Raw genomic sequence first — 23,218 nt, forward strand, 5'->3', positions numbered from 1 at the left:
GTTGTCTCCGGGACGCTAGCACGCACCGTTTTAATGGCCGAAAACAGCCGTCTGGAATTAGCTTGCCCGGAAATGACCGGGTGGGCCTCGCACCCGTGCCCCGCAGCGCGTCGGGCGCTGCGGGGCACGGGTGGTACGGGACACAGGTGGTACGGGCCCGAGGGCCCGGCCCATCCGGATCAGCCGATGCGGATCAGCCGGCCCGGGTCAGCCGGTCCGTATCAGCTGATGCGGGTCAGCTGATGCGGGTCAGCTTCTGGCTGACGCCGGGGGACTTCAGGTCGCTCTGGAGGGCCACCGGTGCGCTGACCATGCCGGGCCCGGTCCCGACCGTGACCACGCCCACCTCGGTGCCCGCGGCCGCCTCGTGCGGGATCTCCTTGCCGTTGTTCGAGACCGACAGCTCGACCTTGAGCCCCGGCCAGCCCTTGGCCTTCAGATCGCGGGTCGCGACCAGCGGGGTGTGGCCGCCGAGCCCGTCGTCCACGTACCCGACGACGTCGCCCTTCTTCACGACCCGGGCGGAGGTGACGGCCTTCTGCGCGTCCTTGATCAGCTCAAGGCTGTTGTCCAGGGACATCTTCAGGCTGTCGTACGGCTGGCCGGTGCCCGCCTGCTGGCCCATGACGGCGCCGTAGATCCACAGCTTCTTACCGTCGACCACGGTGTTCGCGGACCAGAGCAGGTTGCCGCCCGCCGGGGTGGACGAGCCGGTCTTGATGCCGCTCACCCCGGGCTCCAGCAGGATCGTGTTGTTGTTGTAGATCGTCTGGTCGATCCCCGGGATGTTGATCTGCGGGGTGTCGACGATGCCCCGGAACACGTCGTTCTGCATGACCGCCCGCGCCAGCTTGAGCTGGTCCTCGGCGGTGGAGACGGTGCCCTTGTCCAGACCGCTGGGGTCGGTGTACGTCGTGTTCGTCATGCCGAGGTCCTTGGCCGCGGCGTTCATCTTCGCCACGAACTCCTTCTCGGACGGGGCGTCCCAGCGGGCGAAGAGCCGTGCCGCGTTGTTGCCGGAGGGAATCATCAGCAGCTGGAGGAGCTGCTTCTGCGTGAACTGCTGCCCCTTCTTGATCGGCGCCGTCGACTCGTCGTCACGGTTGGACTCGTCCTCGGCCTGCTGGTCGACGGTGATCTTCTCGCCCTCCTCCTTGCCCTTGAGGGGGTGGCCCTGGAGGATCACGTACGCCGTCATGACCTTGGCGACACTGGCGATGGGCGCGGGCTTCTGCGCGCCCGCGCTGCCCATCGTGCCGACGCCGTCCACGGTCACCGCGGACTGGCCCTGCTCGGGCCAGGTGAGGTTCAGCCGGCCGCCGCTGAAGGTGTAGGCCGGATCGACCGACAGCTTCGGTTCGGGCGTCGGCAGCGGGCGCACCATCTGCACGATCGCAAAGACGATCAGCAGGAGCAGGACCAGCGGCGTCCAGATCTTGACCCTGCGGACGGCGGTACGGACCGGCGTCTCCGGCGGCGGAGGCGTGTTCGTCAGCTCGGCCAGCAGGTCGAGCGGCGCCTTGGGCGGCATTGGCTGCTGCGTGGTCCGCTCGGCCGGGGCCAGCGAGGCGGGCTCCGCCGTGGCCGCCCCGGCGGGCGCTCCCGGCCGGCCCGGCGCGGGCACGGACGCGGACGCGGGCGCGGGCGTGGGCGTCTTGGCCTGGGGTACGTCGTCGCCGCGCAGGGGGACGAACGTGCTGGTCCGCCCGGGGGCGCCCTCCGGCTTCGACGCGGACTCCGCGTCCGCCTTCGCGCCGGGCTTCGTTCCGGACTTCGTCGCGGCCTTCGACTCCGGCGGGGCGGCGATCTTGAGCGCGGTCGTCGGCTGGTCGACCCGGGGGGCGGGCGCCCGGAAGATGGCGGTCGGCTGGTCGACGCCACGCTTGTCGTCGGTGTCGGTGTCCGCGTCCGCGCGGGCGTCGGCGCGCTTGTCGTCGGCGTCGGCGGCGTCGTCCCTGGCCTTGTCCTTGCCCGCTTCCTCGCCCTTGTCCTTGTCCTCGTCCTTGGGCTTCGGCTCGGCCTTGTCCTCGGCGGCGCTCTCTTCGGCCTCCGAGTCGGCCTGGGCGTCGGCCTTCAAGTCGGCCTTGGCCTCGGGCTTCGCAGCGGACTTGGCGTCGGCCTTCTCGGGCTCCTCGGCCTTCTCGGGCTCCTCGGCCTTCGTCACAGGCTCGGGCTTGGGCTCGGGCTTGTCGTCGGCGTCGGCCTCCGCCTTAACCTCCGCCTCCGGCTCCGGCTCCTTCTCGCGGGAAGTGGTCCCGGCGTCGCCGGAAGCGTCAGAAGCAACGGAGGACGCCTCGCCCTCTGCCTCCTCCTCGCGCCCCGCAACGCCCTCAGAGGCTTCAGGAGCCGCGTCCGGCCCCTTGGCGCCCGTTCCGGCATCGGCCGCCCCGGCGGCCCCCTCCGCGCCCTCGGAGTCCGCAGCGCTCCCGGAAACGTCCTCGCCGTCCCCGGAGCCGTCCTCGCCACCCTCGGAGACGCCCTCGTCGCCCCCGGGCACGCCCTCAGCGTCCTGGGAGGCGTCGTCCTTCACCGACTTCGTACTGAAGACCGCCGTAGCCGTGTCCGTCTTGCCTTCGTCGGCCGTCGGCTTCGTACCGAAGACGGCCGTGGCCGTGTCCGTCTTGCCCTCGCCGGCCGTCGGCTTCGTACCGAAGACCGCCGTGGCCGTGTCCGGCTTCCCGGATGCCCCTTCGTCGGCCCCCGCGTCTTCGGACCCCGTCCGCTCGGCGGGTCCTTCACGGAAGACGGCAAGTCGCGGATCGCTCTCGCTCCGAGCCGTTCCCGACGACTTCTGCTGCTCCGACTTGTCGGGGGACTCGCCCGCCACCGATGCCTCCTCCATACGGCGCGGGAACCCCCCGCGCTGTCCGAACCATCTACCAGTGTCCCGTGGTGAACCACTGGCCCGGCTGCTAGACGAGAACGACATACCTACTGGTTCCCACGCAAAGCACCCTGGCACTCTCGACAGACCAATGTGAGAGGGGTCACCCTGTCATTCATCCACGCGGGGAGGCATGGATGGGCAGGAGCCGCAGAACAATTCCGGAGGAGCTTCTGCTGCTCGCTCTGGACCCGGCCACGGGTACCACAGCGCAGCCGCAGTCGCTCGACCTCGGCCTCGCCGGAGCCCAGCTAGTAGAGCTGGCTCTGGCAGGACGGATAGCCCCTGACGGGGATCGTATCGCCGTGGTGATGCCACGGCCGACAGGAGATCCAACTCTGGACTCCGCACTGGAACTGCTGCGCCGACGCGGCAGCCCGGTTCGGGCGGTCCACTGGATCGGCGGGCCCCGGCTGGGGCTGCGTCAGATCTACCTCGCGCACCTGGAGCGGTGCGGCATGGTGCATGCCGTGGCGGGCCAGATGTGCGGAGTGCTGCCGACAACTCGCTACCAGGCGACGGACACGGCGATCAGCCGGGACATCAGGACCAGGCTGGACAGTGCGATCCGCACCGGCGTACCGCCGGACCCGCGGACCGCGGCGCTCGCCGCGCTGGCCCACTCGGTCGGTCTCGGCAAGCATCTCTACCCCGGGAACGAGGGGCGTTCGTCGCGCTCCAGGCTCCGGGACCTGATCAGGCACGACCCCATGGGCGGACTCGTGGCGCACGCCGTGATGGACGTCCAGAACGGGGCGGCCGCACAGCCGCGCCGCAGTCAGGCGGCCGGAGTTCCGTTGCAGCCGCAAGCGCCGTCGCGATCACGCCGCAGCACCATGGCACGCGCCGCCGCCCACTAGGCCCGCAGCACCGCACCAGCACCAGCACCAGCACCAGCACTCAACCGAATACCGCCGCGCCGTCGTCACAGACCCGGTTCGGGAGCCGCACCGAGCGCGGGGCAATCGTCAACCACGGTTGCCCCGCGCACATTCGTATGGCCATTTCCCAGCGCGGCGGGGCAGACGGGTGGCAATCTGCTCAGCAGTAGATACGCACAGCTACATAGCCGGAGGTGCCGTTTCCGTGCCGTCCAACGTCAATCCCACCGTCAGACGACGCCGGTTGGGCCAGGAATTGCGCCGCCTGCGCGAACTCAAGGGCATGACGGCCGAAGAGGTGGCGGAGCGCCTGCTGGTCTCGCAGTCGAAGATCAGCCGTCTGGAGAACGGCCGACGTTCCATCAGCCAGCGCGATGTACGCGATCTCTGCGGCGTCTACGAGGTCGAGGACCAGCGGGTCGTCGACTCGCTCATGCAGATGGCCAAGGATTCGCGCCAGCAGGGCTGGTGGCACGCGTTCGGAGACATCCCGTACAGCGTCTACATCGGTCTGGAGACCGACGCGGAATCGCTGCGGGTGTACGAACCCCAGGTGGTCCCCGGCCTTCTGCAGACCAGGAGTTACGCCGAGGCACTGATCAACGGAGCCCTTCCGGAGGCCCCGCAGAGCGAGATCGACAAGCGCGTCAGCGTCCGGGCCCGCCGTCAGGACCGGATCACCGACCCGGAGAGCCCGCTGCGGCTCTGGGCGGTGATCGACGAGTCCGCGCTGCGCCGTACGGTCGGCAACAAGCAGGTGATGATCGAGCAGTTGGAGCAGCTCATCGAGCTCTCCCACCTGCCGCACGTGACCGTGCAGGTGCTCCCGTTCGACATGGGCGCGCACCCCGGCATCAACGGGCAGTACGCCATTCTGGAATTCCCGGACGCCGCGGATTCCAGCGTTGTCTATATCGAGGGCGTCACCAGCGATCTCTACCTGGAGAAGGGCAACGACGTCCAGCTCTACAGCGTCATGTACGAGCACCTTCGGGCGCAGTCGCTGAATGTCGAGCAGACCCGGCACTTCATCGCCGGGATCGCGAAGGAGTACACGGACCTGGACGGCTGATTCCACGGCCGACTCCACGACCGGCTCCACGGTCGGCTTCACGGCCGATTCCGTGGCTGATTCGACGAAGGATTCTTCGGAGGATTCCGCAGTGGATTCCGCGGAGGATTCTGCGACCGATTGTCCGGATTGCCGACAATGGAGTAATGCTGCGGGAGGGGTGGCCGCAAGGTACACCGCCGCCCCTCCCGGACGGAAGATCTTATTGGTACACACCACTCGGTCGAGTGAACGCCTCCTTTGCGCCAGGGGCTTGGCGAGTAGCGTCGATCAGACCAGCCGGAACAGTGATTCCGGACATCGCGCGACTCTTCAGAACCGGAGTGAACATGGCCATTCGTCAGGGTGCTACGGACCAGTGGACGAAGTCCTCGTATTCCGGGGGCAACGGCGCCTGCGTCGAAGTCAGGTCCCCCTTGGTGCGGGCGATTTCCGTGCGTGACTCGAAGGCCCCCGAGGGCCCCTCGATCACCTTCGTTCCCGCCGCGTGGAACCGCTTCGTGCGGGATGTCGCCGGGAGCGGCGTCGACGCCTGACCGGTGCGCCCCCGTTCGCGCAGCGGCATCACCCGGGGTGCCGCCGTCGGCCCTCTCGACCGGTCCGCCGTCCTGGCCGAGAGGGCCGATGCGCGTGTGTGCGGGCGGAGTTCGCCGGTCAGGTTTCGCCGGTCAGGTGCGGCGTAGCTGGTCGACGTAGAGGTCGGTGCCCGGCACGGTCGGGATGAACGGCGCCACCAGCTCCACCCTTCCCAGGCCGGACTCGGCGACCTCCGCGTCGAGCCCGGTGAAGTGTTCCGCCCAGCATTCCCCCGGCTCACGCTGGAGGAACCACAGCAGGGTCAGCCGGGTGTCGACGCCCTCCACCTGCTTCACGTAGCTCATCCGGTCGCCGGGAAGCGGCGTCGGGCGGAAGACCGTCACCATCGCCGCCGGTGAGCCGGCCAGCCGCTTCGGCAGGTGCCGGGTGCGCAGCCACTCCAGCAGTTCGGCCCGCCGCTCGGGCCCCTCCGCGTCGACGACTTCGAGGACCAGCCCCGCGTACGGGTGGTCGAGGGCGTGGAAGTCCCGGGGGCCCGCCGCTCCGTCCCGGTAGACCGTCGCCTCGTGGTCCTGGAACGCGGTGAAGACGTGCGTACGGGCCTGGTGGACCCGGCCGTCCTGGTTCAGCCTCCGGTTGATGCCGACGGTCCACCGCATGTGGTCGTCGTAGCGCCCCTCCGTCACCCAGTACGTCGACAGGTAGCAGCCCGCCGTGACCGGCCGCGCCACCGCCGAGGTCTCCGGGTATCGCAGCTCCTGGAGCGCCCGGGTGGCCACCCAGCGCCGCCCCGCGAAGATCCAGGGCATGGCCATCGCGCCCGCGTAGTAGTGGTCGTCCTCGTACCAGCGGTTGTACGCGTACTCCTGGCCCGGGTGCGGTTCGACCATGGTGATCAGCGCATGGCCGGGGCGGACCCCGTACGGGCCCAGCGCGGCCAGTTCGGCGTAGGTCTCGCTCCGGGTACCCCCGGCCGGTGTCTCCTCGCTCATGACGTTCACTCCTGCCCTTCCGTACTCCGTGGCGGCGCTCTACTCTGACGCACCGTCAGAAGAACTGCCAGGGTGTGTCGGGAGGCCGTCGATGTTGCTCGCGGGGAAGACCGTCGTGGTGTCGGGAGTGGGGCCGGGGCTCGGGCACCGGGTCGCGGCGGCGGTGGTGCGGGACGGCGGCAACGCGGTGCTGGGGGCGCGGACCGCGGCGAATCTGGAACGGTCGGCGGCGGAGATCGACCCGGACGGCCGGCACACGGCCTCGCTGCCCACCGACATCACCGACGAGGAGCGGTGCGGGGCGCTCGCCGCGCTGGCGGTGGAACGGTTCGGGCGGATCGACGCGGTGGTCCATGTCGCCGCGCTGGACAGCCACTTCGGCGGGATCGAGGACGCCGATCTCGACGCCTGGCGGTCGGTGCTGGACGTCAATCTGCTCGGCACGCTGCGGATGACCCGGGCCTGTCTGCCCGCGCTCAAGGAGCGGGGCGGGGCGGTGGTGATCATCGGTACGCAGTCCGCGGTGGCCGCGCCGACGCAGGTCAGGCAGGCGGCGTACGCGGCCTCGAAGGGGGCGCTGACCTCGGCCATGTACTCCCTGGCCCAGGAGTTGGGGCCGCATCGGATCCGGGTGAACACGGTGCTGCCGGGCTGGATGTGGGGGCCGCCGGTGCAGGGGTTCGTACGGGCGACGGCGCGGCGCGAGGGGGTGCCCGAGGCGGAGGTGCTGGGCAGGCTGACCGAGCGCATGGCGCTCCCGGAACCGGCCACGGACGGCGATGTCGCGGAGGCCGTCGCGTTTCTGGCCTCGGACCGGGCGCGGGCGATCACCGGGCAGTCGCTGCTGGTCAACGCGGGTGAGCTGATGCGGTAGCCGGGCGCGGCGGGCCGGGCCCAAGAACGACGGCCCGGTTCAAGAGGACAACGGCGCGGCTCAAGAACGACGGCCCGGTTCAAGAGGACAACGGCGCGGCTCAAGGACGACAAGGACGACAAGCACGCCGCCCCGGTTCGGAAATGGTCGTTCAGGCGCGCGGGTAGCGGCTCAGCCAGCCCGGGGCCGCGGCGGCCGGGCCGTGCAGGGCGGGTCCCTGCGTCATCTCCATGGCGAAGTCGTCGGCGAGCTCCAGCACCGTGGCCCGGCCCTCCAGTTCGGCGAGCCAGGCGGGCGGCAGGGCGGTCTCGCCGTGCAGGGCCCCGAGCAGCGCCCCGCACAGGGCCCCGGTGGTGGCGGACGGTCCGCCGTGGTTGACGGCCAGCCGGAGGCCGTGCCGGACGTCCTCGCCGACCAGCGCGCAGTACACGGCGACCGCGAGGGCCTCCTCCGCCGCGTCGGTGGCCCCCAGCGACTCGATCAGGGCGGGCCCGGGGATGCCCTGGCGCACCGTTCCGAGGGCCTGTTTCAGGGCTTCGGTGACGGGTTCGTGGCCGGGGCGTTCGGCGATCAGGGCCAGGGTGTGCTGGATGGAGCCGTCGAGTGTCTCGCCCCGGGTCAGCCCGTGGACGAGGACAGCGAGGGCGCCGGCCGCGAGCAGGGTGGTGGGGTGGCCGTGGGTCTGGGCGGCGCACTCGACGGCGAGCTGGAGGACGAGTTGCGGCTCCCAGCCGACGAGGAGCCCGAAGGGGACGGAGCGGGTGAGGGGGGCGGCGTCCCGTGCGTCGGGGTTCTTGGGCCGGTCGAGGGTGCCCATGGTGGTGTCGCCGAGGCCCATCAGGCATTCCCGGGTGGGGTCGCGGCGGGCGTAGAGCCATTCCTGGCGGCCGAGCCAGCCGTTGTCCTCGCGGCGTTCGTCGGGCCCCCAGTCGTGCTGGGTGGCCGCCCATCGCAGGTGGGCGCGGTGGATGTCGGTGGGCGGGTGCCAGGCTCCGATGTCGCGGCGCACCTGGGCGCGTATCAGTCCGTCGATGGTGAAGAGGCCGAGCTGGGTGACGGCGGTGACGGTGCCCCGGGTGCCGTGCACGGGCAGGAGGTCGGTGACGCCGTCGGTGCCGTGGGCCTCCCGGATCTCCTCCAGGGCGAGCCGGTCGACGGCCGCCCCGAGGGTGTCCCCGATGGCCCCGCCGAGCAGCGCGCCGCGCACCCGGCTGCGGAAGTCCTGCTGCTCGGCACGGCCCCACACGGCCGTGGTTCCTGCACTCACCGTGCCCTCCCCCGCCGGGCCGTTTTCCGGCCCGCCTGCGACTGCGCAGCACTGTAATCGAACAGGAACCGTCGGTAGAGGGCCGCGGAAGCGGGTACGCGTGGGTATGGCAACGGTCGTCCGGCAGGTCGTTTTTGGCCTGCCGGACGCCCGGAGCCGGGCGCCTGGAGCCGGGCGCCTGGAGCCGGGCGTCAACCACGGCGGCGCCCATGCCCGGAAAGAGGCCGAAGTATCAGGCATCTCCTCCCATACGCGGAGTTTCGCCCGGCCGGTCCTCCTACGCTGCCGCCATGGCAATCCCCACCGAACCCATCGGCAGCATCCCCCGCTCCCCCGAGCTGCTCGGCGCCCTCGCCGCCTTCCGCTCCGGGGAGCTCGACGAGGCCGCGTTCGCGGACGTCCGGTCCCACGCCGTCGCGGAGACCGTACGGAGTCTGGAGGCGGCGGGCTCGCCCGTCGTGACCGACGGCGAGCAGGCCAAGCCCAGTTTCCTCACCTATCCGGTCGACGGGCTCCCGGACCTCTCCCCCGACGGTGTGGTCCTTCCGTTCGCCGACGGCCATCAGCGGCAGCTCCCCGCGCTCGCCTGGGGGCCGTTCCGGTACCGGACGTACGCGGCGGAGTACCTGCGGGCGGCGCGGCAGCAGGCGGGCGTGCCGGTCAAGCAGGCGGTCGTCACCCCTTCGGCGCTGAGCCTGCTCTACCCGCCGGCCGGGATCGACGGCTACCCCCGCGAGCAGTTCCTCGCCGACCTGGTGGACGAGGCGGAGAAGGACATCCGGGGCTGCCTGGACGCGGGGGCGCACGTGGTCCAGCTGGACTTCGAGGAGGCCCGTCTGGCGTTGAAGCTGGACCCGAGCGGTGGCGTGCTGCGGGACTTCGTGGAGCTGAACAACAGGGTGCTGGCCCGCTTCGGCGAGGAGGAGCGGGCCCGGATCGGCGTCTACACCGGCCCCGGCGCCGACCAGGACTCCACCCACAGCCTCGACGTGGACTACGCCGGGCTCCTGCCGGAGCTGTTCAGGCTCACCGCGGGCAACTTCTACCTCCAGCTGGCGAGCGAGCCGGACCCGGAGAAGGTCCTGCGCATCGTCGCCGAGCACCTGCCCTCCGGGGTCCGGGTCTTCGTCGGTGTGACCGATCCGCTCGATCCACGGGTGGAGACGGCCGAGGAGGTCCGCGACCGGGTCCTGACGGCCGCCCGCCACCTCCCGGCGGACCGGCTCGGTACCTGCGACGACGCCGGGTTCGCCCCCTTCGCCGATGACAGGTCGACCTCGCGGGAGACCGCGTTCGCCAAGATCCGCGCCCGGGTCGAGGGCACCGCGCTGGCCGCGGCGGAACTGGGGTTGTAGGGCCGCGTGGCGGAAGGACGGGGCGCCCGGTCGTAGGAAGACCGGGCGCCCCGTCTTTCGTTCCGCCGACGCTCCGCCGTTCCGACGTTCCGCCGTTCCGCCGTTTCCGTCAGTCGGGCAGGACCGGCAGGAGTTCCGGAAGGTGCCCGTCCGACGCGGCGGCCGCCGCCACCCGCTCCTCGGGGACCTCCCCGTACAGCGTGGTGCGCGGCTTCGCCGGGCGGCCGGCCCGTTCGGCGATGGCGACCAGGTCCTGGACCGAGCGGTACGAGCCGTAGCCGGAGCCCGCCATCCGGGAGATGGTCTCCTCCATCAGGGTGCCGCCCAGGTCGTTGGCGCCGGAGCGGAGCATTTCGGCGGCGCCCTCGGTGCCGAGCTTGACCCAGCTGGTCTGGATGTTGGTGATGTGCGGGTGCAGCAGCAGCCGGGCCATCGCGGTGACCGCCCGGTTGTCCCGGTCGGTCGGGCCGGGCCGGGCGATGCCCGCGAGGTAGACCGGTGCGTTGGTGTGGATGAACGGCAGGGTCACGAACTCGGTGAACCCGCCGGTCTCCTGCTGGAGCCGGGCCAGGGTCCGCAGGTGGCCGAGCCAGTGGCGGGGCTGGTCGACGTGGCCGTACATCATCGTGGAGGAGGAGCGCAGGCCGACCTCGTGGGCGGTCCGGACGACGTCCAGCCAGGTGGCGGTGGGCAGTTTGCCCTTGGTGAGGACCCAGCGGACCTCGTCGTCCAGGATCTCGGCCGCCGTGCCGGGGATGGAGCCGAGCCCGGCCTCCTTGGCGGCGGTGAGCCAGTCCCGTACGGACATGCCGGTGCGGGTCGCCCCGTTGACGACCTCCATCGGTGAGAAGGCGTGCACATGGATGCCGGGCACCCGCTCCCGGACCGCCCGCGCGATGTCGAAGTAGGCGGTGCCGGGCAGGTCCGGGTGGATGCCGCCCTGCATGCAGACCTCGACGGCGCCGACGTCCCACGCCTGGGCGGCCCGGTCGGCGACCTGGTCCAGGGAGAGGGTGTACGCGTCGGCGTCGGTGCGGCGCTGCGCGAAGGCGCAGAACCGGCAGCCGGTGTAGCAGACGTTGGTGAAGTTGATGTTCCTGGTGACGATGTACGTGACGTCGTCGCCGACCACGTCGCGGCGGAGGGTGTCCGCGATCCGGCAGAGTTCGTCGAGGGCCGGGCCGTCCGCGTGGAGCAGGGCGAGGGCCTGTTCGTCGGTGAGCTTCGTCGGGTCGTCGGCGGCCTGGCTCAGCGCGTGGCGTACGTCGGTGTCGATGCGGGAGGGCACCATGCCGGGGGCGGCGGCCTCGCGCAGCGCCTCCCAGTCGCCGTACACCTCGTCGAAGTCCTCGCGGCGGTCGCCGGTGCGGCCCTCGGTGTCGATGGTGCGGTGGAGGTCTGTGCGGCCGGACGCGCCGAACTGCTCGTCGGGCTCCTGCCAGGGCAGCCCGGCCGGTGTCGCGTCCTCGCGGGCGAGCCCGGTCTCCGGGTCGGCGAGCGCGCGTACGTGCGGCAGCAGCCGAGGGTCGAGCCAGGGTTCGCCGCGCTGGATGAACTCCGGGTAGATGGTGAGGCGTTCCCGGAGCGTGAAGCCGGATTCGGCGGTCCTGGCGGCGAGTTCGTCGATGTGCGGCCAGGGGCGCTCGGGGTTGACGTGGTCGGGGGTGAGCGGTGACACGCCGCCCCAGTCGTCGATGCCCGCGCCGATGAGGAGCGCGTATTCGGCGTCGACGAGGTTGGGCGGGGCCTGGATGCGGGCGGACGGGCCGAGGATGTGCCGGGCCACGGCGATCGCGGCGGCCAGCTCCTCCAGCTCGGCGTCGGGCATGCCGCGCATCGCGGTGTCCGGCTTGGCCCGGAAGTTCTGCACGATGACTTCCTGGATGCCGTGGTAGGCGCGGGCGGTGCGGCGGAGCTCGAAGAGCGAGTCGGCGCGCTCCTCGTACGTCTCCCCGATGCCGATCAGGATGCCGGTGGTGAACGGCACGTTGGACCGTCCGGCGTCCTCCAGCACCCGCAGCCGCACGGCCGGTTCCTTGTCCGGGGAGCCGTGGTGCGGGCCGCCGGGCTCGGACCAGAGCCGGGTCGCCGTCGTCTCCAGCATCATCCCCATGGACGGGGCGACGGGCTTGAGCCGCTGGAGGTCGGTCCAGGTCAGCACGCCGGGGTTGAGGTGCGGCAGCAGGCCGGTCTCCTCCAGGACCCGGATGGCCATGGCGCGTACGTAGGCGAGGGTGTCGTCGTACCCCTCGGCCTCCAGCCACTCCCGCGCCTCGGGCCAGCGGTCCTCGGGCCGGTCCCCGAGCGTGAACAGCGCTTCCTTGCAGCCCATGGCCGCGCCCTCGCGGGCGATGGCCAGCACCTCGTCGGGCGACAGGAACATGCCGTGTCCGGCGCGGCGGAGCTTGCCGGGGACGGTGACGAAGGTGCAGTAGTGGCACTTGTCGCGGCAGAGCCGGGTGAGCGGGATGAAGACCTTCCGGGAGTACGTGATGACGCCCGGCCGACCCGCCGCTTCAAGACCGGCGTCCCGGACCCGGGCGGCGGAGGCCGCGAGGTCCGTGAGGTCGTCGCCCCGCGCCTGGAGCAGCACGGCGGCCTCGGTCACGTCGAGGGCGACACCGTCGCGGGCCCGCTTGAGGGCGCGCCGCATGGCGTTGGTGGTCGGGCGTCCGTGCTGCTGATCCGTCATGGTCCCGAGCATACGAGCGGGGCGCGCCCCCCGGACCAGGGCCTCTGTGGCGTTCGGGGCCGCCTCGCCAAGGCGGAAGCGGCTGCCGTGCTTCGAAAACAGCGTCGTGGATGGCGGTGGTGTCGCGGCGGGCGACGGCGTCGTGGGCGGCGGTGGCGTCGTGGACCCGGTGAGCGGGCGGGGGGTCTTCGACGGTGTCGCGGGACCGGCGGGCCGCGCGGTGGGTCAGCGGGGCCGCCCCGTCCGTTCGCGCACAAAACCTCGGGGCTATGGTGTGTCGTTTCGTCGTCGGACGGTCGACCCCGCCAGGTCCGGTCCGGTCCGGCGGGACAGCGCCCACGGCCTTTCTCCGTACCGCTAGGGGGACGGGGGGTCGGACAGCCGGAGGAGAGGAACGTTTCATGCGCGCTCGGAGCATCGGTGCGGCGGCCGCGACGGCACTGGCGGTGGTCGCGGCCCGCGACCTCGTCCAGAAGAAGCACGCACTCCTCAGAAACTTCCCCGTCGTCGGGCACGCCCGCTACCTGCTGGAGACGATCGGGCCGGAGCTGCGGCAGTACGTCGTGACCTCCAACGAGGAGGAGCGCCCGTTCAGCCGTGACCAGCGCACCTGGATCTACGCGTCGGCGAAGGAGGAGAACAACTACTTCGGCTTCGGCACGGACGTGGACGTCGAGCATGTACAGGGGCACGCGTACATCAAGCAGCGCACGTTCGCCGACGCGCTGCCCGATCTCCACGACCCGCAGTCCCCGCTGCCCTCGGCCAAGGTCCTGGGCGGTCCGCGCGGGCGCGCCAAGGCGTTCCGTCCGGCGAGCGTCGTCAACATATCGGCGATGAGCTTCGGTTCGCTGTCGGGTGCGGCCATCACGGCGCTGAACAAGGGCGCGGCGCTGGCCGGGACGATGCACAACACGGGCGAGGGCGGCCTCTCCCCGTACCACCGCAACGGCGGCGACCTCGTCCTCCAGATCGGGACCTCGTACTTCGGCTGCCGTGACGCGGACGGCAACTTCGACCTGGACAAGCTGAAGCAGGTCGTCGCCGGGGCCCCGGTCCGGGCGATCGAGATCAAGCTCTCCCAGGGTGCGAAGCCGGGGCTCGGCGGAATGCTGCCGGGCGCGAAGGTGACCCCCGAGATAGCCGCGATCCGCGGTATCCCGGCCGGGCAGGACTGCGCCTCGCCCTCGCGGCACACGGCGTTCCACGACGTCGACTCGATGCTCGACTTCGTGGAGCTGCTCGCCACCGAGACCGGTCTGCCGGTCGGGATCAAGAGCGCGGTGGGCGAGATGGGGTTCTGGCAGGAGCTGGCCACGCTGATGGCGCCCGGTGACCGCGGGGTCGACTTCGTCACGATCGACGGCGGCGAGGGCGGCACCGGCGCGGCGCCGCTGATCTTCAGCGACTCGGTGTCGCTGCCGTTCCGGATGGGCTTCTCCCGGGTCTACGGCACGTTCGCCGAGCACGGGCTGACCGACCGGCTCACCTTCATCGGCTCCGGCAAGCTCGGTCTGCCGGAGAACGCGGCCGTGGCCTTCGCGCTGGGCGTCGACATGATCAACGTCGGCCGCGAGGCGATGCTGTCCATCGGCTGCATCCAGGCGCAGAAGTGCCACACCGACAAGTGCCCCACCGGCATCGCCACCCAGAACCCGTGGCTGGTGCGCGGCGTGGACGCCCCCTCGAAGTCCACCCGGGCCGCCGTCTACCTGCGCACCCTGCGCAAGGAGCTGCTGAAGGTGTCGAGCGCGGTCGGCGTCGCCCACCCGTCGCTCATCACCGCCGACGACATCGAGATCATGAACGGCGACTACGAGGCCCGCACGCTGGCGAGCGTCTACGGCTACAAGAACGGCTGGGGCGAGCTCGGCACGGAGCTCGCCCAGGAGATCACCGCGCTCCTCACCGCCGACCCGACCGCCTGAACAGCAACCGGCTGAACAGCAACTGGCTGACGAGCAACCCGCTGACCAGCACCGACCGTCCAGCAACCGACTGATCACCGCCGACCGGCTGTCCACTCAAGGACAGCCGGTCGGACGGTTCAGGCGTCGGCCAGACCGGTCGCGGAGAGAATCGCCCCGACCGTCTCGTCGACGGTCAGCGCCGCGTTGTCGATCCAGATGCCTTCCTGGCCCAGCTCGGTGCGCATCGCCTCGTCCAGGGGCGACCAGTCCGTGGTCAGGGCCTTCTCCCGGGCCTGGTTGCGCTGCCGGGCCACTGCGGGGCCGGGAGCCAGGACGACGACATGGAACGGCGTGGTCCGCATCGTCGCGCGGTAGAAGTCGAGGTGGGACCGGCGGACCACGACGTCGTCGAGCACCGGCAGGAATCCCGCCCGTACGAAGCTGTCGGCCAGCAGGCACGCGTGGCGGGCCCTCAGGAGGATCTGCCGGTCGGCCTCCGGGTTCGCGGCCGGGGTGGGCCACTGGCCGCCGTTGACGATCAGTTCCTGGAGGCCGTCCACCTCGATGTGGGCCGACATCCGGAGCCGTCCGGCCAGCGCCGCCGCCACAGTCGACTTCCCGCTCCCGGGTATGCCGGTCAGGAGGACGGCCCCGGCGGCGGGCTCACGGTCGACGGACACCAGGTCCAGGCTCATTCGGTTCTCCAACGTGAGTGGTCAAGGCCCGTGGAGGATAGCCGCGGTTGACGGCGGCGCGCCGCGACAGCCGGCAGGTACGGCCAGCACGTACGGCCGACACGTACGCCGGTGAAAGAGCGGGTGTGGCCGCGCGTGTTGTGTTTCCCTGCCGGAATGACCGGAACGAACAACGAGAGCTTCCCCCTGCCCGCCGAGAGCCCGGACCCGCTCGTCCGGCCCAGGACGGACGCCGACCTGGACGCCTGCGTACGTGTCCTCGCGGAGGTCCACCGCCGTAACGGCTACCCGGTGAACTGGCCCGAGAGGCCGGACGCGTGGCTGTCGGACGGGCCCGTGCTGGGCGCGTGGGTCGCCGAACTCGGCGGCCACCTCGACGGCCGCCTCGCCGGTCACATCAGCCTGTCGCGAGAAAGCAGCGGCGATGTGGCCCCGGTGTTGTGGAGCGGGCGGAACGGGGTGGAGCGCGGCAGGGCCGCCGTCGTCGGCCGGCTGTTCGTCGCCCCGTGGGCGCGGGGGCGGCGGATCGGCGCGCTGCTGATCGACCGGGCCGTGGCGGAGGCGGACCGGCACGGGCTGCATCCGGTACTCGACGTCGTCGCGTCCGACACGGCGGCGGCGGCCCTGTACGAGCGGCTGGGCTGGGAGCTGCTGGACACCGTCGAGCAGCGGTGGAGCCCGCACCAGACGGTGACGATCCGCTGTTACGCGGCGCCCGCACGCCCGCTTCCCACCTCTCCTTCAACTCGCCCCGGTCCGCCGGGATTCCCGAATTCACGGTGACGTTCCCCTCACCCTCCACGCCTTCCCGCGACGCTCCTCGCCTGCGCATACTCCAGGGCCGCCGCATCCTGAACCGTCCGCGGCGGACGGCTGGGGGAACCGGCCGGGCGGAGGGGAGTCGGGGAGTTGTCGGAACCCATGCGGCAGGCGGAGCGGAACGAGGGGCGGTCGGGGATGGCATGGGCACTCGGTGATCTGCGGGTGGACCGTGTCGGGTTCGGCGCCATGCGCCTGACCGGCAGGACCGCCTTCGACCGGGGCTCGCACAGCGACCGGGGCCGGGCGATCCGGCTCCTGCGTCGCGCGGTCGAACTCGGCGTCGACCACATCGACACCGCGGCCTTCTACTTCTCCCCGCTGCGCTCGGCCAACGAGCTGATCAACTCGGCGCTCGCGCCGTATCCGGACGGGCTGGTCATCGCGACAAAGGTCGGCCCGGCCCGGGACGCGGACGGCGCGTGGGCCACACCGGCCCGGCCGGACCAGTTGCGCGGCCAGGTGGAGGAGAACCTCCGCCAACTGGGCCGGGACCACCTCGACCTGGTCAACCTGCGCCTCATGGGCCAGGACTCCGTCAGCGAGCACTTCGGCGCCCTGGCCGAGCTGCGCGAGGCGGGGCTCGTCCGCCACCTCGGGCTCTCCGGCGCACGCCCGGAGCACCTGGCCCAGGCGCAGGAGATCGCACCGGTGGTCTGCGTCCAGAACCGCTACGGCGTCGACACGCGCGGCGGGGAGGAGATGCTCCGGCTCTGCGCGGCGCGGGGCCTCGCGTTCGTGCCGTTCTTCTCCGTCGCCGGGGAGGGGCGCGAGGCCGGGGCCGTCGGGGCAGAGCACGACGAGGTGCGCGCCGTGGCCCGTGCGCACGGCGTCTCACCCGCGCGGGTCCGCCTGGCATGGACGCTGCACCAGGGCCCCCATGTGCTGGTCATCCCGGGAACGGGCGACCCGGAGCACCTCGCGGACAACGTGGCGGCGAGGACACTCCGCCTGTCGGAGGACGAGCTTCGGCTGCTCGACGCGATCGACCACCCCGGCCACCCCCGGCCCTCGCTGACCAGCTAAGCGCCGAAGCACGCACCGATCAGGTGAACACCGCCCGGTCAATCCTCACCACACCACCCGAGATGTCCAGAATGCGAAGCATGTGTACACGCATCCTGTGGTCGTCGCTGGGCTCCACCCGTATGGCGCACGGCGGCCCCGACAAAGGCAACGTACTGGTCGGCCGGAGCATGGACTGGTATCAGGACACGGACACGGTCTTGGCGGTGCGTCCGCGCGGGGAGGAGCGCTGGAGCACGCCCAGCACGCCCGATGACCCAGGCAACTTCACCTGGACCTCGGAGTACGGCAGCGTCGTCGCGCTCATGTACCGCAGGGCCGCGGTCGACGGGATCAACGAGGCCGGGTTTCAGGCCAGCGGGCTCTACCTCTCGGAGTCGGAGTACGGCGAGCGCGACACCTCCCGCCCCGGGATCGAGCTGTACTGGGCGATCCAGTGGCTGCTCGACCGCTTCGGCACCGTGGACGACGCGGTCAGGGAGTTCACGGACCGGAACGTGCAGCTCGTCCCGGAGACCGTCGGCGGGCGGCCGGGGACCGCGCACGTGGCGCTCGCGGACCGGAACGGCGACTCGGCGGTCATCGAATTCCGGGGCGGAAAGGCGGTCGTACGCCACGGCGAGCAGTACACGGTCATGGCCAACTCGCCATGGTTCGACGAACAGTTGGAGCTCCAGAAGCGGTACGTGGGACTCGGCGGCGACCAACCGCTGCCGGGCGGTGTCGACTCGCCGGACCGCTTCGCCCGCGCCGCGTACTACTCCGCGCGGCTCCCGGCGACCTCGGACATGCGCGAGGCCACGGCGTACATGTTCAGCGTGATCCGCAACGCCTCCGCCCCGTTCGGTACGGCGGACGAGGTGCGGCCGAACATCTCGACCACCCGCTGGCGCACCGTCGCCGACCTCACCGATGGGCGGTACTTCTACGAGTCGACGACGAGCCCAAACGTGGTGTGGGTCGAGCTGTCGCAGCTGGACTTCTCCGAGGGCCGGCCGGAGCTCCTGCTGGACGTGGCGACCGAGCCCGATCACGTCGGCAACGTGACGGGCGAGTTCACTCCGGCCCGAGCGCCGAGGTAGCCCCCGCCCCCGGCGAGTCCGTACGGGCGCGGAGCGCCGCGTCGAGTACGCGGATCAGCTCGCCGACCCGGCCACCCCCGGCCGGGGCGGTCAGGTACCGGCGCAGTACGTCGATGACGGCGGGCGTCGCGCGCCCCGCCAGCTCCTCAACGCGGCGATCCCCCATCTCCCCTTCGGCTGAGGCCAGTTCCGTCGCGTGGGCGGCGTAGGCGGCGGCGCCGAGGATGTGCTTGACCTGGGTGGCCTTGGCGAGCGGGTGCAGGTAGGCAGAGCCCGCCGCGGACATCGCCGCCCACGCCGCCTCGCGCGCCGCCGCGCTCGACGTGGCGCGGGCCGCCTTGAGTGCGCCTGCGGCCGTGTCGCGCAGGGCCTTGCCGCGTTCGCCGCCCCGGGCGAACGTCCACGCGGCGTCGATGGCGTCCCGGGGCCGGGAGTCGCCCGGCTGGTCGGCCTCGAACACCGCGAGCACGCCCTCGGCGCACAGCGCGGCGAACGCGGTGACCTCGCGGAGGTCCTGCTTGCTCAGAACGATCTCGTTCACCTCGTCAGTCACCGCCCCATCCTCGCTGAAGACGCCGACACCGCCGAATCGCGAGGCGATCCGTCCCCACCCGCACCAACCGCCCCCCGCACACGCGGAAACACAACGGCCCGCCCCCGCCTCACCCACCAGCCACCGAACGCTCCGCCTCCGCAGCCGCCACCCGCACCCCCTCACCCCCGCCCGTCTCCGCCACGACCTCCGCCCACACCGTCTTGCCGACGATCCGGGGCCGGACGCCCCAGGTGCGGGAGAGCGCCGCCACCAGATGGAGCCCGTACCCCGAACCGGCCTCCGCGTCGGGAAGACCGAGCTCAGGAATGCGTTCGCCCCGGGAGTCGGAGACCTCGACCCGGACCGAGTGCGGCAGCGCGAGCAGCCTCAGCTCGAAGTCCCGCCCGGACACGTTCCCGTGCAGCACGGCGTTGGCCGTCAGCTCGGCGACGACCAGGGCCACATCGTCGGAGAGCCCCGTCCCGAACGGCACACCCCAGGTCGCGAGCTGTTGCGCGGCCAGACGGCGAGCGAGCCTGGCCCCCCGGCGGGTGGTGCTGAAGCGCTGGACGAACTCGTTGCCCGAGAGGGTGATTTCCGCATTCATGTGACTCAGCGTGTCCGCTCGAACCCGCCCTGAACAGCGCCGACACCCCGACTCGGCTTTGTTGTCCGGGTCGGGTAGGCCCGTTGTACGGGTCCACGGCCGTAACCCTCCGCAACCCGGCCCTCTAACGGGTGACGCCACAGAGCCGGACGAACTCGATTCCCGCACGGGTGATTTACACGTTTCTCCAGATCGGCCCCGCCGCCGACTCCTACGCTGATCCGCAATGACATGACGACTCGCTGTGACGGCCCGGACCTGTCGGCTCCGGCGTACGGCGGGTCGGCCGTCACCGGTGGCGGACCAGAGAACGGTGCGGGACATGGACGAGGAAGCACGGCCCGAGCGACCGGCCGAAGAGGACGGAACGGCACACCTCTTCAAGGCGCTCGGCAAAATGATCAAGCAGATGCGGGAGAACCTGAAGATGAGCCAGCGCCAGCTGGCCGCCGACACTCACGTCAGCGAGGACCTGATCTCCTCGATGGAACGGGGGGTCCGGACACCGCAGCCCGACTTCCTCGACATCGCGGACGACGTGCTGGGCGCACAGAACGTCCTACGCGCGTCGATCGAGGAGGTACGGGAGGCGCTGGCGAAGGCCCGCACGCGACATCCCGACTGGTATCGCGGCTACGCGACACTGGAACGCGCCGCCGCCCAGATCAACGAATACAACAACCAGATGCTGTCCGGGTTGCTCCAGACCGAGGCATACGCACGGGCGCTCTTCACTCAGTGGCGGCCGCTGCTCAGCGAGGCGATCATCGAGAAGCGGATCGCCGACCGGCTCGACCGGCAGCGTATCTTCGAACGCTGGCCCTCCCCTGAACTCCACTTCATCCTGGACGAGAGTGTGCTGATGCGCCCCATCGGGGGCCGGGACGTGCACCGGGAGCAGTTGGGGAGGGTCCTGGAGATCGGCCGACTGCGGACGGTGAATCTCCAGGTGATGCCGCTGGACCGGATCGAACAGCCCAGCATCGAGGGTCCGTTCACCCTGCTCACCCAGCAGGGGCAGCAGCAGGTCGGCTACCTGGAGATTCACACCTACCCAAGGCTCATCGTCGACTCCGAAGGAGTCCGGGTACTGGCCGCCCGCTATGGAATTATGCAATCGGTGGCTCTCACGCCTGGGGAGTCCTTGATCGCGATCGAAAAGATGCGGAGAGAACTATGAGTTCCGGGCAACTGCACTGGTTCAAGAGCAGCTACAGCAGCGGCGCAGGCGGCGAGTGCGTTGAGGTCGCCTACGACTGGCACAAGAGCAGCTACAGCAGCGGCGGCGGCGGTCAGTGCGTCGAGGTCGCGAGCTGCGACGCTGCCGTCCACGTACGCGACTCGAAGAACATCCCGGGGCCCCGGCTCGACGTCGCCCCCGCCGCCTGGGAAGCCTTCGTCTCGTACGCCCGGAAGAGCTGAACGGGCAGGCTCGTACCGGGTCGTGACAGCCACGACCCGGTACGCGCGACGTCCCCGTACCCGTTCGTCCGGCAGGCCCTGGCCGCCGATTCCCAGCGACAACGTCTGGAAGGACAAGGGGCTGAGAAACCCGCCCCATCGGTGACCGTACGCGGTCACGAGCGTGAATAATCACCGTCATGGACCAGGGACTTGCCGCGTTACTGGGCGCGACGGTAGGCGTTGTCGGCACGGTCGTGGCGTCGGCGATCTCCAGCGGGTCGGCCCGGCGGCAGATGGAGGGCCAAGCCAAAGTCGAGCACTCCCAGTGGCGCAGACAACTGCGACGAGACGCCTGCAGCGCCTTTCTCGCCCCGGCCAACGAGTCTCGCAGCGCTCTGAAGATGGCGGCGCGAGCGCTTGTAGGCGATGCTCCGGATGTGGCGGAGGCTGATCGGCGGCTCCAGATCGCGCAAGATCAGTTGGCTCTGGTGCAGGCAGCCTGGGCCGGCCTTGCAGTGGAGGGGCCCGAGTCGGTGGAGCAAGCCGCCCACGCCGTCCATCTAGGGCTCCACTCGATGCATACGACTCTCCTGGCCTGGCGGGATTCCTCGGGCTCTCCCGATCACAACGTCAACTTCGTCGAGCGTCACGCCGTCGAGGTGACCATGGTCTCCGAGCGCCTCAGCAGCTTCACGTCGGCGGCTCGGGCCGCCTTGGACGACACGTGACCTCCGTCGACCAGGCATAGCTGAGGATGCGGCGGTCTACTGGCGGGCTCTCATATTCAACTGTCGACGGTTCCCCGGGGCCCAGCCTGCTGGTGACCTCGTGTGATCTCCCTGGACGTATCGGCTCCATGCCGCGCCAGCCTCGCCGCGGAGCCGGGTGGTGTGGGCTGTCGTGTTGCACGATGTGGAGCGGAGTCCGCCTGCTTGTGGCTGCGCCATCGTGACCCCTGCCGTCGCTGACGGTGGTTGTCGCGACAGCGGCCTGAGAAGCTGTCCGCGCTGAGTAGCTGTTTCTGATCCCCGGTTCTGAGTAGCCTTGGGTCCTAGGCTGGCGTGGTGTCCAAGGGCACCGGGCGGGCCGGGGAGAGTAACTGTCGGGCTTGTGGCGAACGGCTGAGGCCGGGGGCCAGGCCCGATGCGGTGTTCTGCTCGACGGCGTGTCGTGCCAGGCAGTGGCGTACGGAACGCCGGTTGCGCAAGCGACTTGCGGCCGTGCAGAGCGGTGCGGATGAGGCCGAGTGTCCCGAGTGCGGGACGCGCTGGGTCGCGGGTGTCGACCGGCGCTCGAACGCGGTCTACTGCTCGCGCCGGTGTGTGGTGAGGGCCTGGCGGCGCCGGAAGGAAACGTTCGGCGAACGGGCACAGTGACCGCATCGCGAACGCATCCTGAGGCCGACTTCGGTCAGAAACCGGTCACTTGCGGTCATTCGTTGTGATCAGCGTATTTACGGTCTGACTCTCGGTGATGAGCGGGTCGTGTCCACGTCACGGACTCCAGTTCCGTGCTGCGGCCCGCATGGGTGGTGGAATGCCATGCCGGAGGAGATCGACAAGGTCGTAAGTGTCAGTCAGCGCCGCTACGAGCAGATCGTGGCCGAGCTGCGGGAAGTGGTCGAACAGCAGACGCAGGGCTCGTTCACGATTGGGGACCGCGCTCTGGAGATCGAGCCGATGCGTGAGCGGGGTGGCCAGCAGGTCGCTCCGGGCCAGGAGTTGTTCACGGTCGGCGAGACGCTGCACCGTCTCGCCGAGGACATCGGACTGGCCTATCGGACCGTGGAAAAGGCGAGGTGGACGGCGTCTCGGTGGCCGAAGGACAAGCGGCAGAAGGGTGTGTCGTTCCGGGTCCACAGGGTCCTGGCCCAGATCGCGGATGAGGCTGAGCGGTTCGCAACCATCGCCAAACCTCCCGCGGGCAAGACGCGGTGGACGGGGGACGAGGCCAACCGCAAGGTGGGCCGCCAGGTCGAGCGTCCGGCTTCGCCGCAGGAGAAGATTACCGCGATCCACCATCTGGCCCGGGACGAGGACGTCGCCGCGGTGGTGACCAGCCACTTCCTCAAGCGTCCGACGGTGGCTGCCAAGGTCTCCGACCAGGACAAGGTGAGGGTGGTGGAGGAGTTCACCCGGGACGAGCACGTCGCCGCCCAGGTGACCACCGGTCTGCTGCGTCGGCCTGAGGTCGCGTTCAAGGCGATGAGCGATGACACCGCCCGCCACCAGGTCAATCACGCCCAGGTCGAGCGGGGCCGGCAGGCCCGCGAGCACTTCGAGGACACCAGCCCCATCGCGCCGGCGGTCCGCCACATCGACCGGACGGTGGAGTTCCTGGATCTCGTCACCGCCTGTCACTCGTTCGTGGCCGCGGCCGGCCGGGCGGTCCCAGGTCTGCGCGATCGCACCCTTGGCGAGGACGAACGCACGATCGTCCACGAGAACGTGGCCAAGGTGCGGGCGACGCTCGACTGGATCGAGACCGCCGTCGACACCGGCAAGGTCGACATGGACGGCGAGCTGGCCCGCATGCTGAGAGGCGAGTAGCCGTGCCCCGCGCCTCACGGCGCAGCCGACCGGCCCC

General features: G+C 70.7%; 20 protein-coding genes. 13 read left to right on the top strand and 7 right to left on the bottom strand.

Annotated features, from left to right (window positions below):
- Positions 1-235 precede the first annotated feature (235 nt).
- Positions 236-2,827: a serine hydrolase gene (locus ACWC97_RS23120; protein ID WP_450651292.1), complete on the bottom strand. Its 2,592-nt coding sequence runs from the start codon at positions 2,825-2,827 to the stop codon at positions 236-238.
- Between the two features lie 194 nt (positions 2,828-3,021).
- On the opposite strand from ACWC97_RS23120, the gene ACWC97_RS23125 reads away from it, so the two are divergent.
- The 3 genes from ACWC97_RS23125 to ACWC97_RS23135 all read left to right on the top strand — a co-directional run bounded on the left by ACWC97_RS23125 (position 3,022) and on the right by ACWC97_RS23135 (position 5,373).
- Positions 3,022-3,744, top strand: coding sequence for a GOLPH3/VPS74 family protein (locus ACWC97_RS23125; RefSeq protein ID WP_352278103.1), 723 nt, complete (start codon positions 3,022-3,024; stop codon positions 3,742-3,744).
- Positions 3,745-3,970: 226 nt separating this feature from the next.
- Positions 3,971-4,837 carry a helix-turn-helix domain-containing protein gene (locus ACWC97_RS23130; protein ID WP_352278101.1) on the top strand — a complete coding sequence of 289 codons (867 nt, stop codon included), beginning with the start codon at positions 3,971-3,973 and terminating at the stop codon, positions 4,835-4,837.
- 329 nt (positions 4,838-5,166) lie between these two features.
- Positions 5,167-5,373, top strand: a complete 207-nt coding sequence (locus ACWC97_RS23135; protein WP_450651295.1) for a DUF397 domain-containing protein — start codon at positions 5,167-5,169, stop codon at positions 5,371-5,373.
- Positions 5,374-5,505: 132 nt separating this feature from the next.
- On the opposite strand, the gene ACWC97_RS23140 is transcribed toward ACWC97_RS23135, so the two are convergent.
- The gene (locus tag ACWC97_RS23140) at positions 5,506-6,366 is read right to left on the bottom strand and encodes a hypothetical protein (protein WP_352278098.1); all 861 of its coding nucleotides are present in this window, start codon (positions 6,364-6,366) and stop codon (positions 5,506-5,508) included.
- 91 nt (positions 6,367-6,457) lie between these two features.
- On the opposite strand from ACWC97_RS23140, the gene ACWC97_RS23145 reads away from it, so the two are divergent.
- Entirely contained in the window at positions 6,458-7,240 is a 783-nt protein-coding gene (locus ACWC97_RS23145) for an SDR family oxidoreductase (protein WP_352278096.1), read from the top strand.
- Between the two features lie 151 nt (positions 7,241-7,391).
- On the opposite strand, the gene ACWC97_RS23150 is transcribed toward ACWC97_RS23145, so the two are convergent.
- Positions 7,392-8,507, bottom strand: coding sequence for an ADP-ribosylglycohydrolase family protein (locus ACWC97_RS23150; RefSeq protein WP_352278094.1), 1,116 nt, complete (start codon positions 8,505-8,507; stop codon positions 7,392-7,394).
- Positions 8,508-8,797: 290 nt separating this feature from the next.
- Here ACWC97_RS23150 and ACWC97_RS23155 point away from each other — a divergent pair, with 290 nt between their 5' ends.
- Positions 8,798-9,862, top strand: coding sequence for a cobalamin-independent methionine synthase II family protein (locus tag ACWC97_RS23155; RefSeq protein WP_450651297.1), 1,065 nt, complete (start codon positions 8,798-8,800; stop codon positions 9,860-9,862).
- 109 nt (positions 9,863-9,971) lie between these two features.
- On the opposite strand, the gene ACWC97_RS23160 is transcribed toward ACWC97_RS23155, so the two are convergent.
- The gene (locus ACWC97_RS23160; protein ID WP_450651299.1) at positions 9,972-12,554 is read right to left on the bottom strand and encodes a bifunctional FO biosynthesis protein CofGH; all 2,583 of its coding nucleotides are present in this window, start codon (positions 12,552-12,554) and stop codon (positions 9,972-9,974) included.
- A gap of 401 nt (positions 12,555-12,955) precedes the next feature.
- Between ACWC97_RS23160 and ACWC97_RS23165 the strand changes: the two genes are divergently transcribed.
- Positions 12,956-14,482 (top strand): FMN-binding glutamate synthase family protein, encoded by a 1,527-nt coding sequence (locus ACWC97_RS23165; RefSeq protein ID WP_385207296.1) that lies wholly within the window; start codon positions 12,956-12,958, stop codon positions 14,480-14,482.
- Positions 14,483-14,601: 119 nt separating this feature from the next.
- On the opposite strand, the gene ACWC97_RS23170 is transcribed toward ACWC97_RS23165, so the two are convergent.
- Positions 14,602-15,159, bottom strand: coding sequence for an AAA family ATPase (locus ACWC97_RS23170; protein ID WP_450651302.1), 558 nt, complete (start codon positions 15,157-15,159; stop codon positions 14,602-14,604).
- Positions 15,160-15,315: 156 nt separating this feature from the next.
- Between ACWC97_RS23170 and ACWC97_RS23175 the strand changes: the two genes are divergently transcribed.
- The 3 genes from ACWC97_RS23175 (at position 15,316) to ACWC97_RS23185 (ending at position 18,086) form a co-directional block, all read left to right on the top strand.
- Entirely contained in the window at positions 15,316-15,942 is a 627-nt protein-coding gene (locus ACWC97_RS23175) for a GNAT family N-acetyltransferase (RefSeq protein WP_450651304.1), read from the top strand.
- 174 nt (positions 15,943-16,116) lie between these two features.
- On the top strand, positions 16,117-17,004 hold the full coding sequence (locus tag ACWC97_RS23180) for an aldo/keto reductase (RefSeq protein WP_450651306.1): 888 nt from the start codon (positions 16,117-16,119) through the stop codon (positions 17,002-17,004).
- Positions 17,005-17,084: 80 nt separating this feature from the next.
- Positions 17,085-18,086, top strand: a complete 1,002-nt coding sequence (locus ACWC97_RS23185) for a linear amide C-N hydrolase (protein WP_450651308.1) — start codon at positions 17,085-17,087, stop codon at positions 18,084-18,086.
- Here ACWC97_RS23185 and ACWC97_RS23190 read toward each other — a convergent pair.
- Entirely contained in the window at positions 18,061-18,639 is a 579-nt protein-coding gene (locus ACWC97_RS23190) for a putative immunity protein (protein WP_450651310.1), read from the bottom strand. The two genes, ACWC97_RS23185 and ACWC97_RS23190, sit on opposite strands and share 26 nt — an antisense overlap.
- A 109-nt stretch (positions 18,640-18,748) precedes the next feature.
- Positions 18,749-19,228, bottom strand: a complete 480-nt coding sequence (locus ACWC97_RS23195) for an ATP-binding protein (protein ID WP_450651312.1) — start codon at positions 19,226-19,228, stop codon at positions 18,749-18,751.
- A gap of 322 nt (positions 19,229-19,550) precedes the next feature.
- Between ACWC97_RS23195 and ACWC97_RS23200 the strand changes: the two genes are divergently transcribed.
- The 4 genes from ACWC97_RS23200 (at position 19,551) to ACWC97_RS23215 (ending at position 23,181) form a co-directional block, all read left to right on the top strand.
- Positions 19,551-20,408: a helix-turn-helix domain-containing protein gene (locus ACWC97_RS23200; RefSeq protein ID WP_352278081.1), complete on the top strand. Its 858-nt coding sequence runs from the start codon at positions 19,551-19,553 to the stop codon at positions 20,406-20,408.
- Complete coding sequence (locus ACWC97_RS23205) at positions 20,405-20,650, top strand: DUF397 domain-containing protein (protein WP_352278080.1); 246 nt, start codon at positions 20,405-20,407, stop codon at positions 20,648-20,650. Before ACWC97_RS23200 ends, ACWC97_RS23205 begins: the two co-directional genes overlap by 4 nt.
- A gap of 179 nt (positions 20,651-20,829) precedes the next feature.
- Entirely contained in the window at positions 20,830-21,360 is a 531-nt protein-coding gene (locus tag ACWC97_RS23210; protein ID WP_450651314.1) for a hypothetical protein, read from the top strand.
- Positions 21,361-22,173: 813 nt separating this feature from the next.
- A complete protein-coding gene (locus ACWC97_RS23215) occupies positions 22,174-23,181 on the top strand; it encodes a DUF6192 family protein (RefSeq protein WP_450651316.1) in 1,008 nt (335 codons plus the stop codon).
- Positions 23,182-23,218: the final 37 nt, after the last annotated feature.

The sequence above is a fragment of the Streptomyces sp. NPDC001108 genome (assembly GCF_053598535.1).

Bases quoted from the DNA above. Each gene is read 5' to 3' on its own strand.
- ACWC97_RS23180 (WP_450651306.1), top strand. From the start codon at position 16,117: ATGGCATGGGCACTCGGTGATCTGCGGGTGGACCGTGTCGGGTTCGGC.
- ACWC97_RS23135 (WP_450651295.1), top strand. From the start codon at position 5,167: ATGGCCATTCGTCAGGGTGCTACGGACCAGTGGACGAAGTCCTCGTAT.
- ACWC97_RS23175 (WP_450651304.1), top strand. From the start codon at position 15,316: ATGACCGGAACGAACAACGAGAGCTTCCCCCTGCCCGCCGAGAGCCCG.
- ACWC97_RS23145 (WP_352278096.1), top strand. From the start codon at position 6,458: ATGTTGCTCGCGGGGAAGACCGTCGTGGTGTCGGGAGTGGGGCCGGGG.
- ACWC97_RS23125 (WP_352278103.1), top strand. From the start codon at position 3,022: ATGGGCAGGAGCCGCAGAACAATTCCGGAGGAGCTTCTGCTGCTCGCT.
- ACWC97_RS23215 (WP_450651316.1), top strand. From the start codon at position 22,174: ATGCCGGAGGAGATCGACAAGGTCGTAAGTGTCAGTCAGCGCCGCTAC.
- ACWC97_RS23155 (WP_450651297.1), top strand. From the start codon at position 8,798: ATGGCAATCCCCACCGAACCCATCGGCAGCATCCCCCGCTCCCCCGAG.
- ACWC97_RS23170 (WP_450651302.1), bottom strand. From the start codon at position 15,159: ATGAGCCTGGACCTGGTGTCCGTCGACCGTGAGCCCGCCGCCGGGGCC.
- ACWC97_RS23205 (WP_352278080.1), top strand. From the start codon at position 20,405: ATGAGTTCCGGGCAACTGCACTGGTTCAAGAGCAGCTACAGCAGCGGC.
- ACWC97_RS23195 (WP_450651312.1), bottom strand. From the start codon at position 19,228: ATGAATGCGGAAATCACCCTCTCGGGCAACGAGTTCGTCCAGCGCTTC.
- ACWC97_RS23210 (WP_450651314.1), top strand. From the start codon at position 20,830: ATGGACCAGGGACTTGCCGCGTTACTGGGCGCGACGGTAGGCGTTGTC.
- ACWC97_RS23165 (WP_385207296.1), top strand. From the start codon at position 12,956: ATGCGCGCTCGGAGCATCGGTGCGGCGGCCGCGACGGCACTGGCGGTG.
- ACWC97_RS23200 (WP_352278081.1), top strand. From the start codon at position 19,551: ATGGACGAGGAAGCACGGCCCGAGCGACCGGCCGAAGAGGACGGAACG.
- ACWC97_RS23160 (WP_450651299.1), bottom strand. From the start codon at position 12,554: ATGACGGATCAGCAGCACGGACGCCCGACCACCAACGCCATGCGGCGC.
- ACWC97_RS23140 (WP_352278098.1), bottom strand. From the start codon at position 6,366: ATGAGCGAGGAGACACCGGCCGGGGGTACCCGGAGCGAGACCTACGCC.
- ACWC97_RS23185 (WP_450651308.1), top strand. From the start codon at position 17,085: ATGTGTACACGCATCCTGTGGTCGTCGCTGGGCTCCACCCGTATGGCG.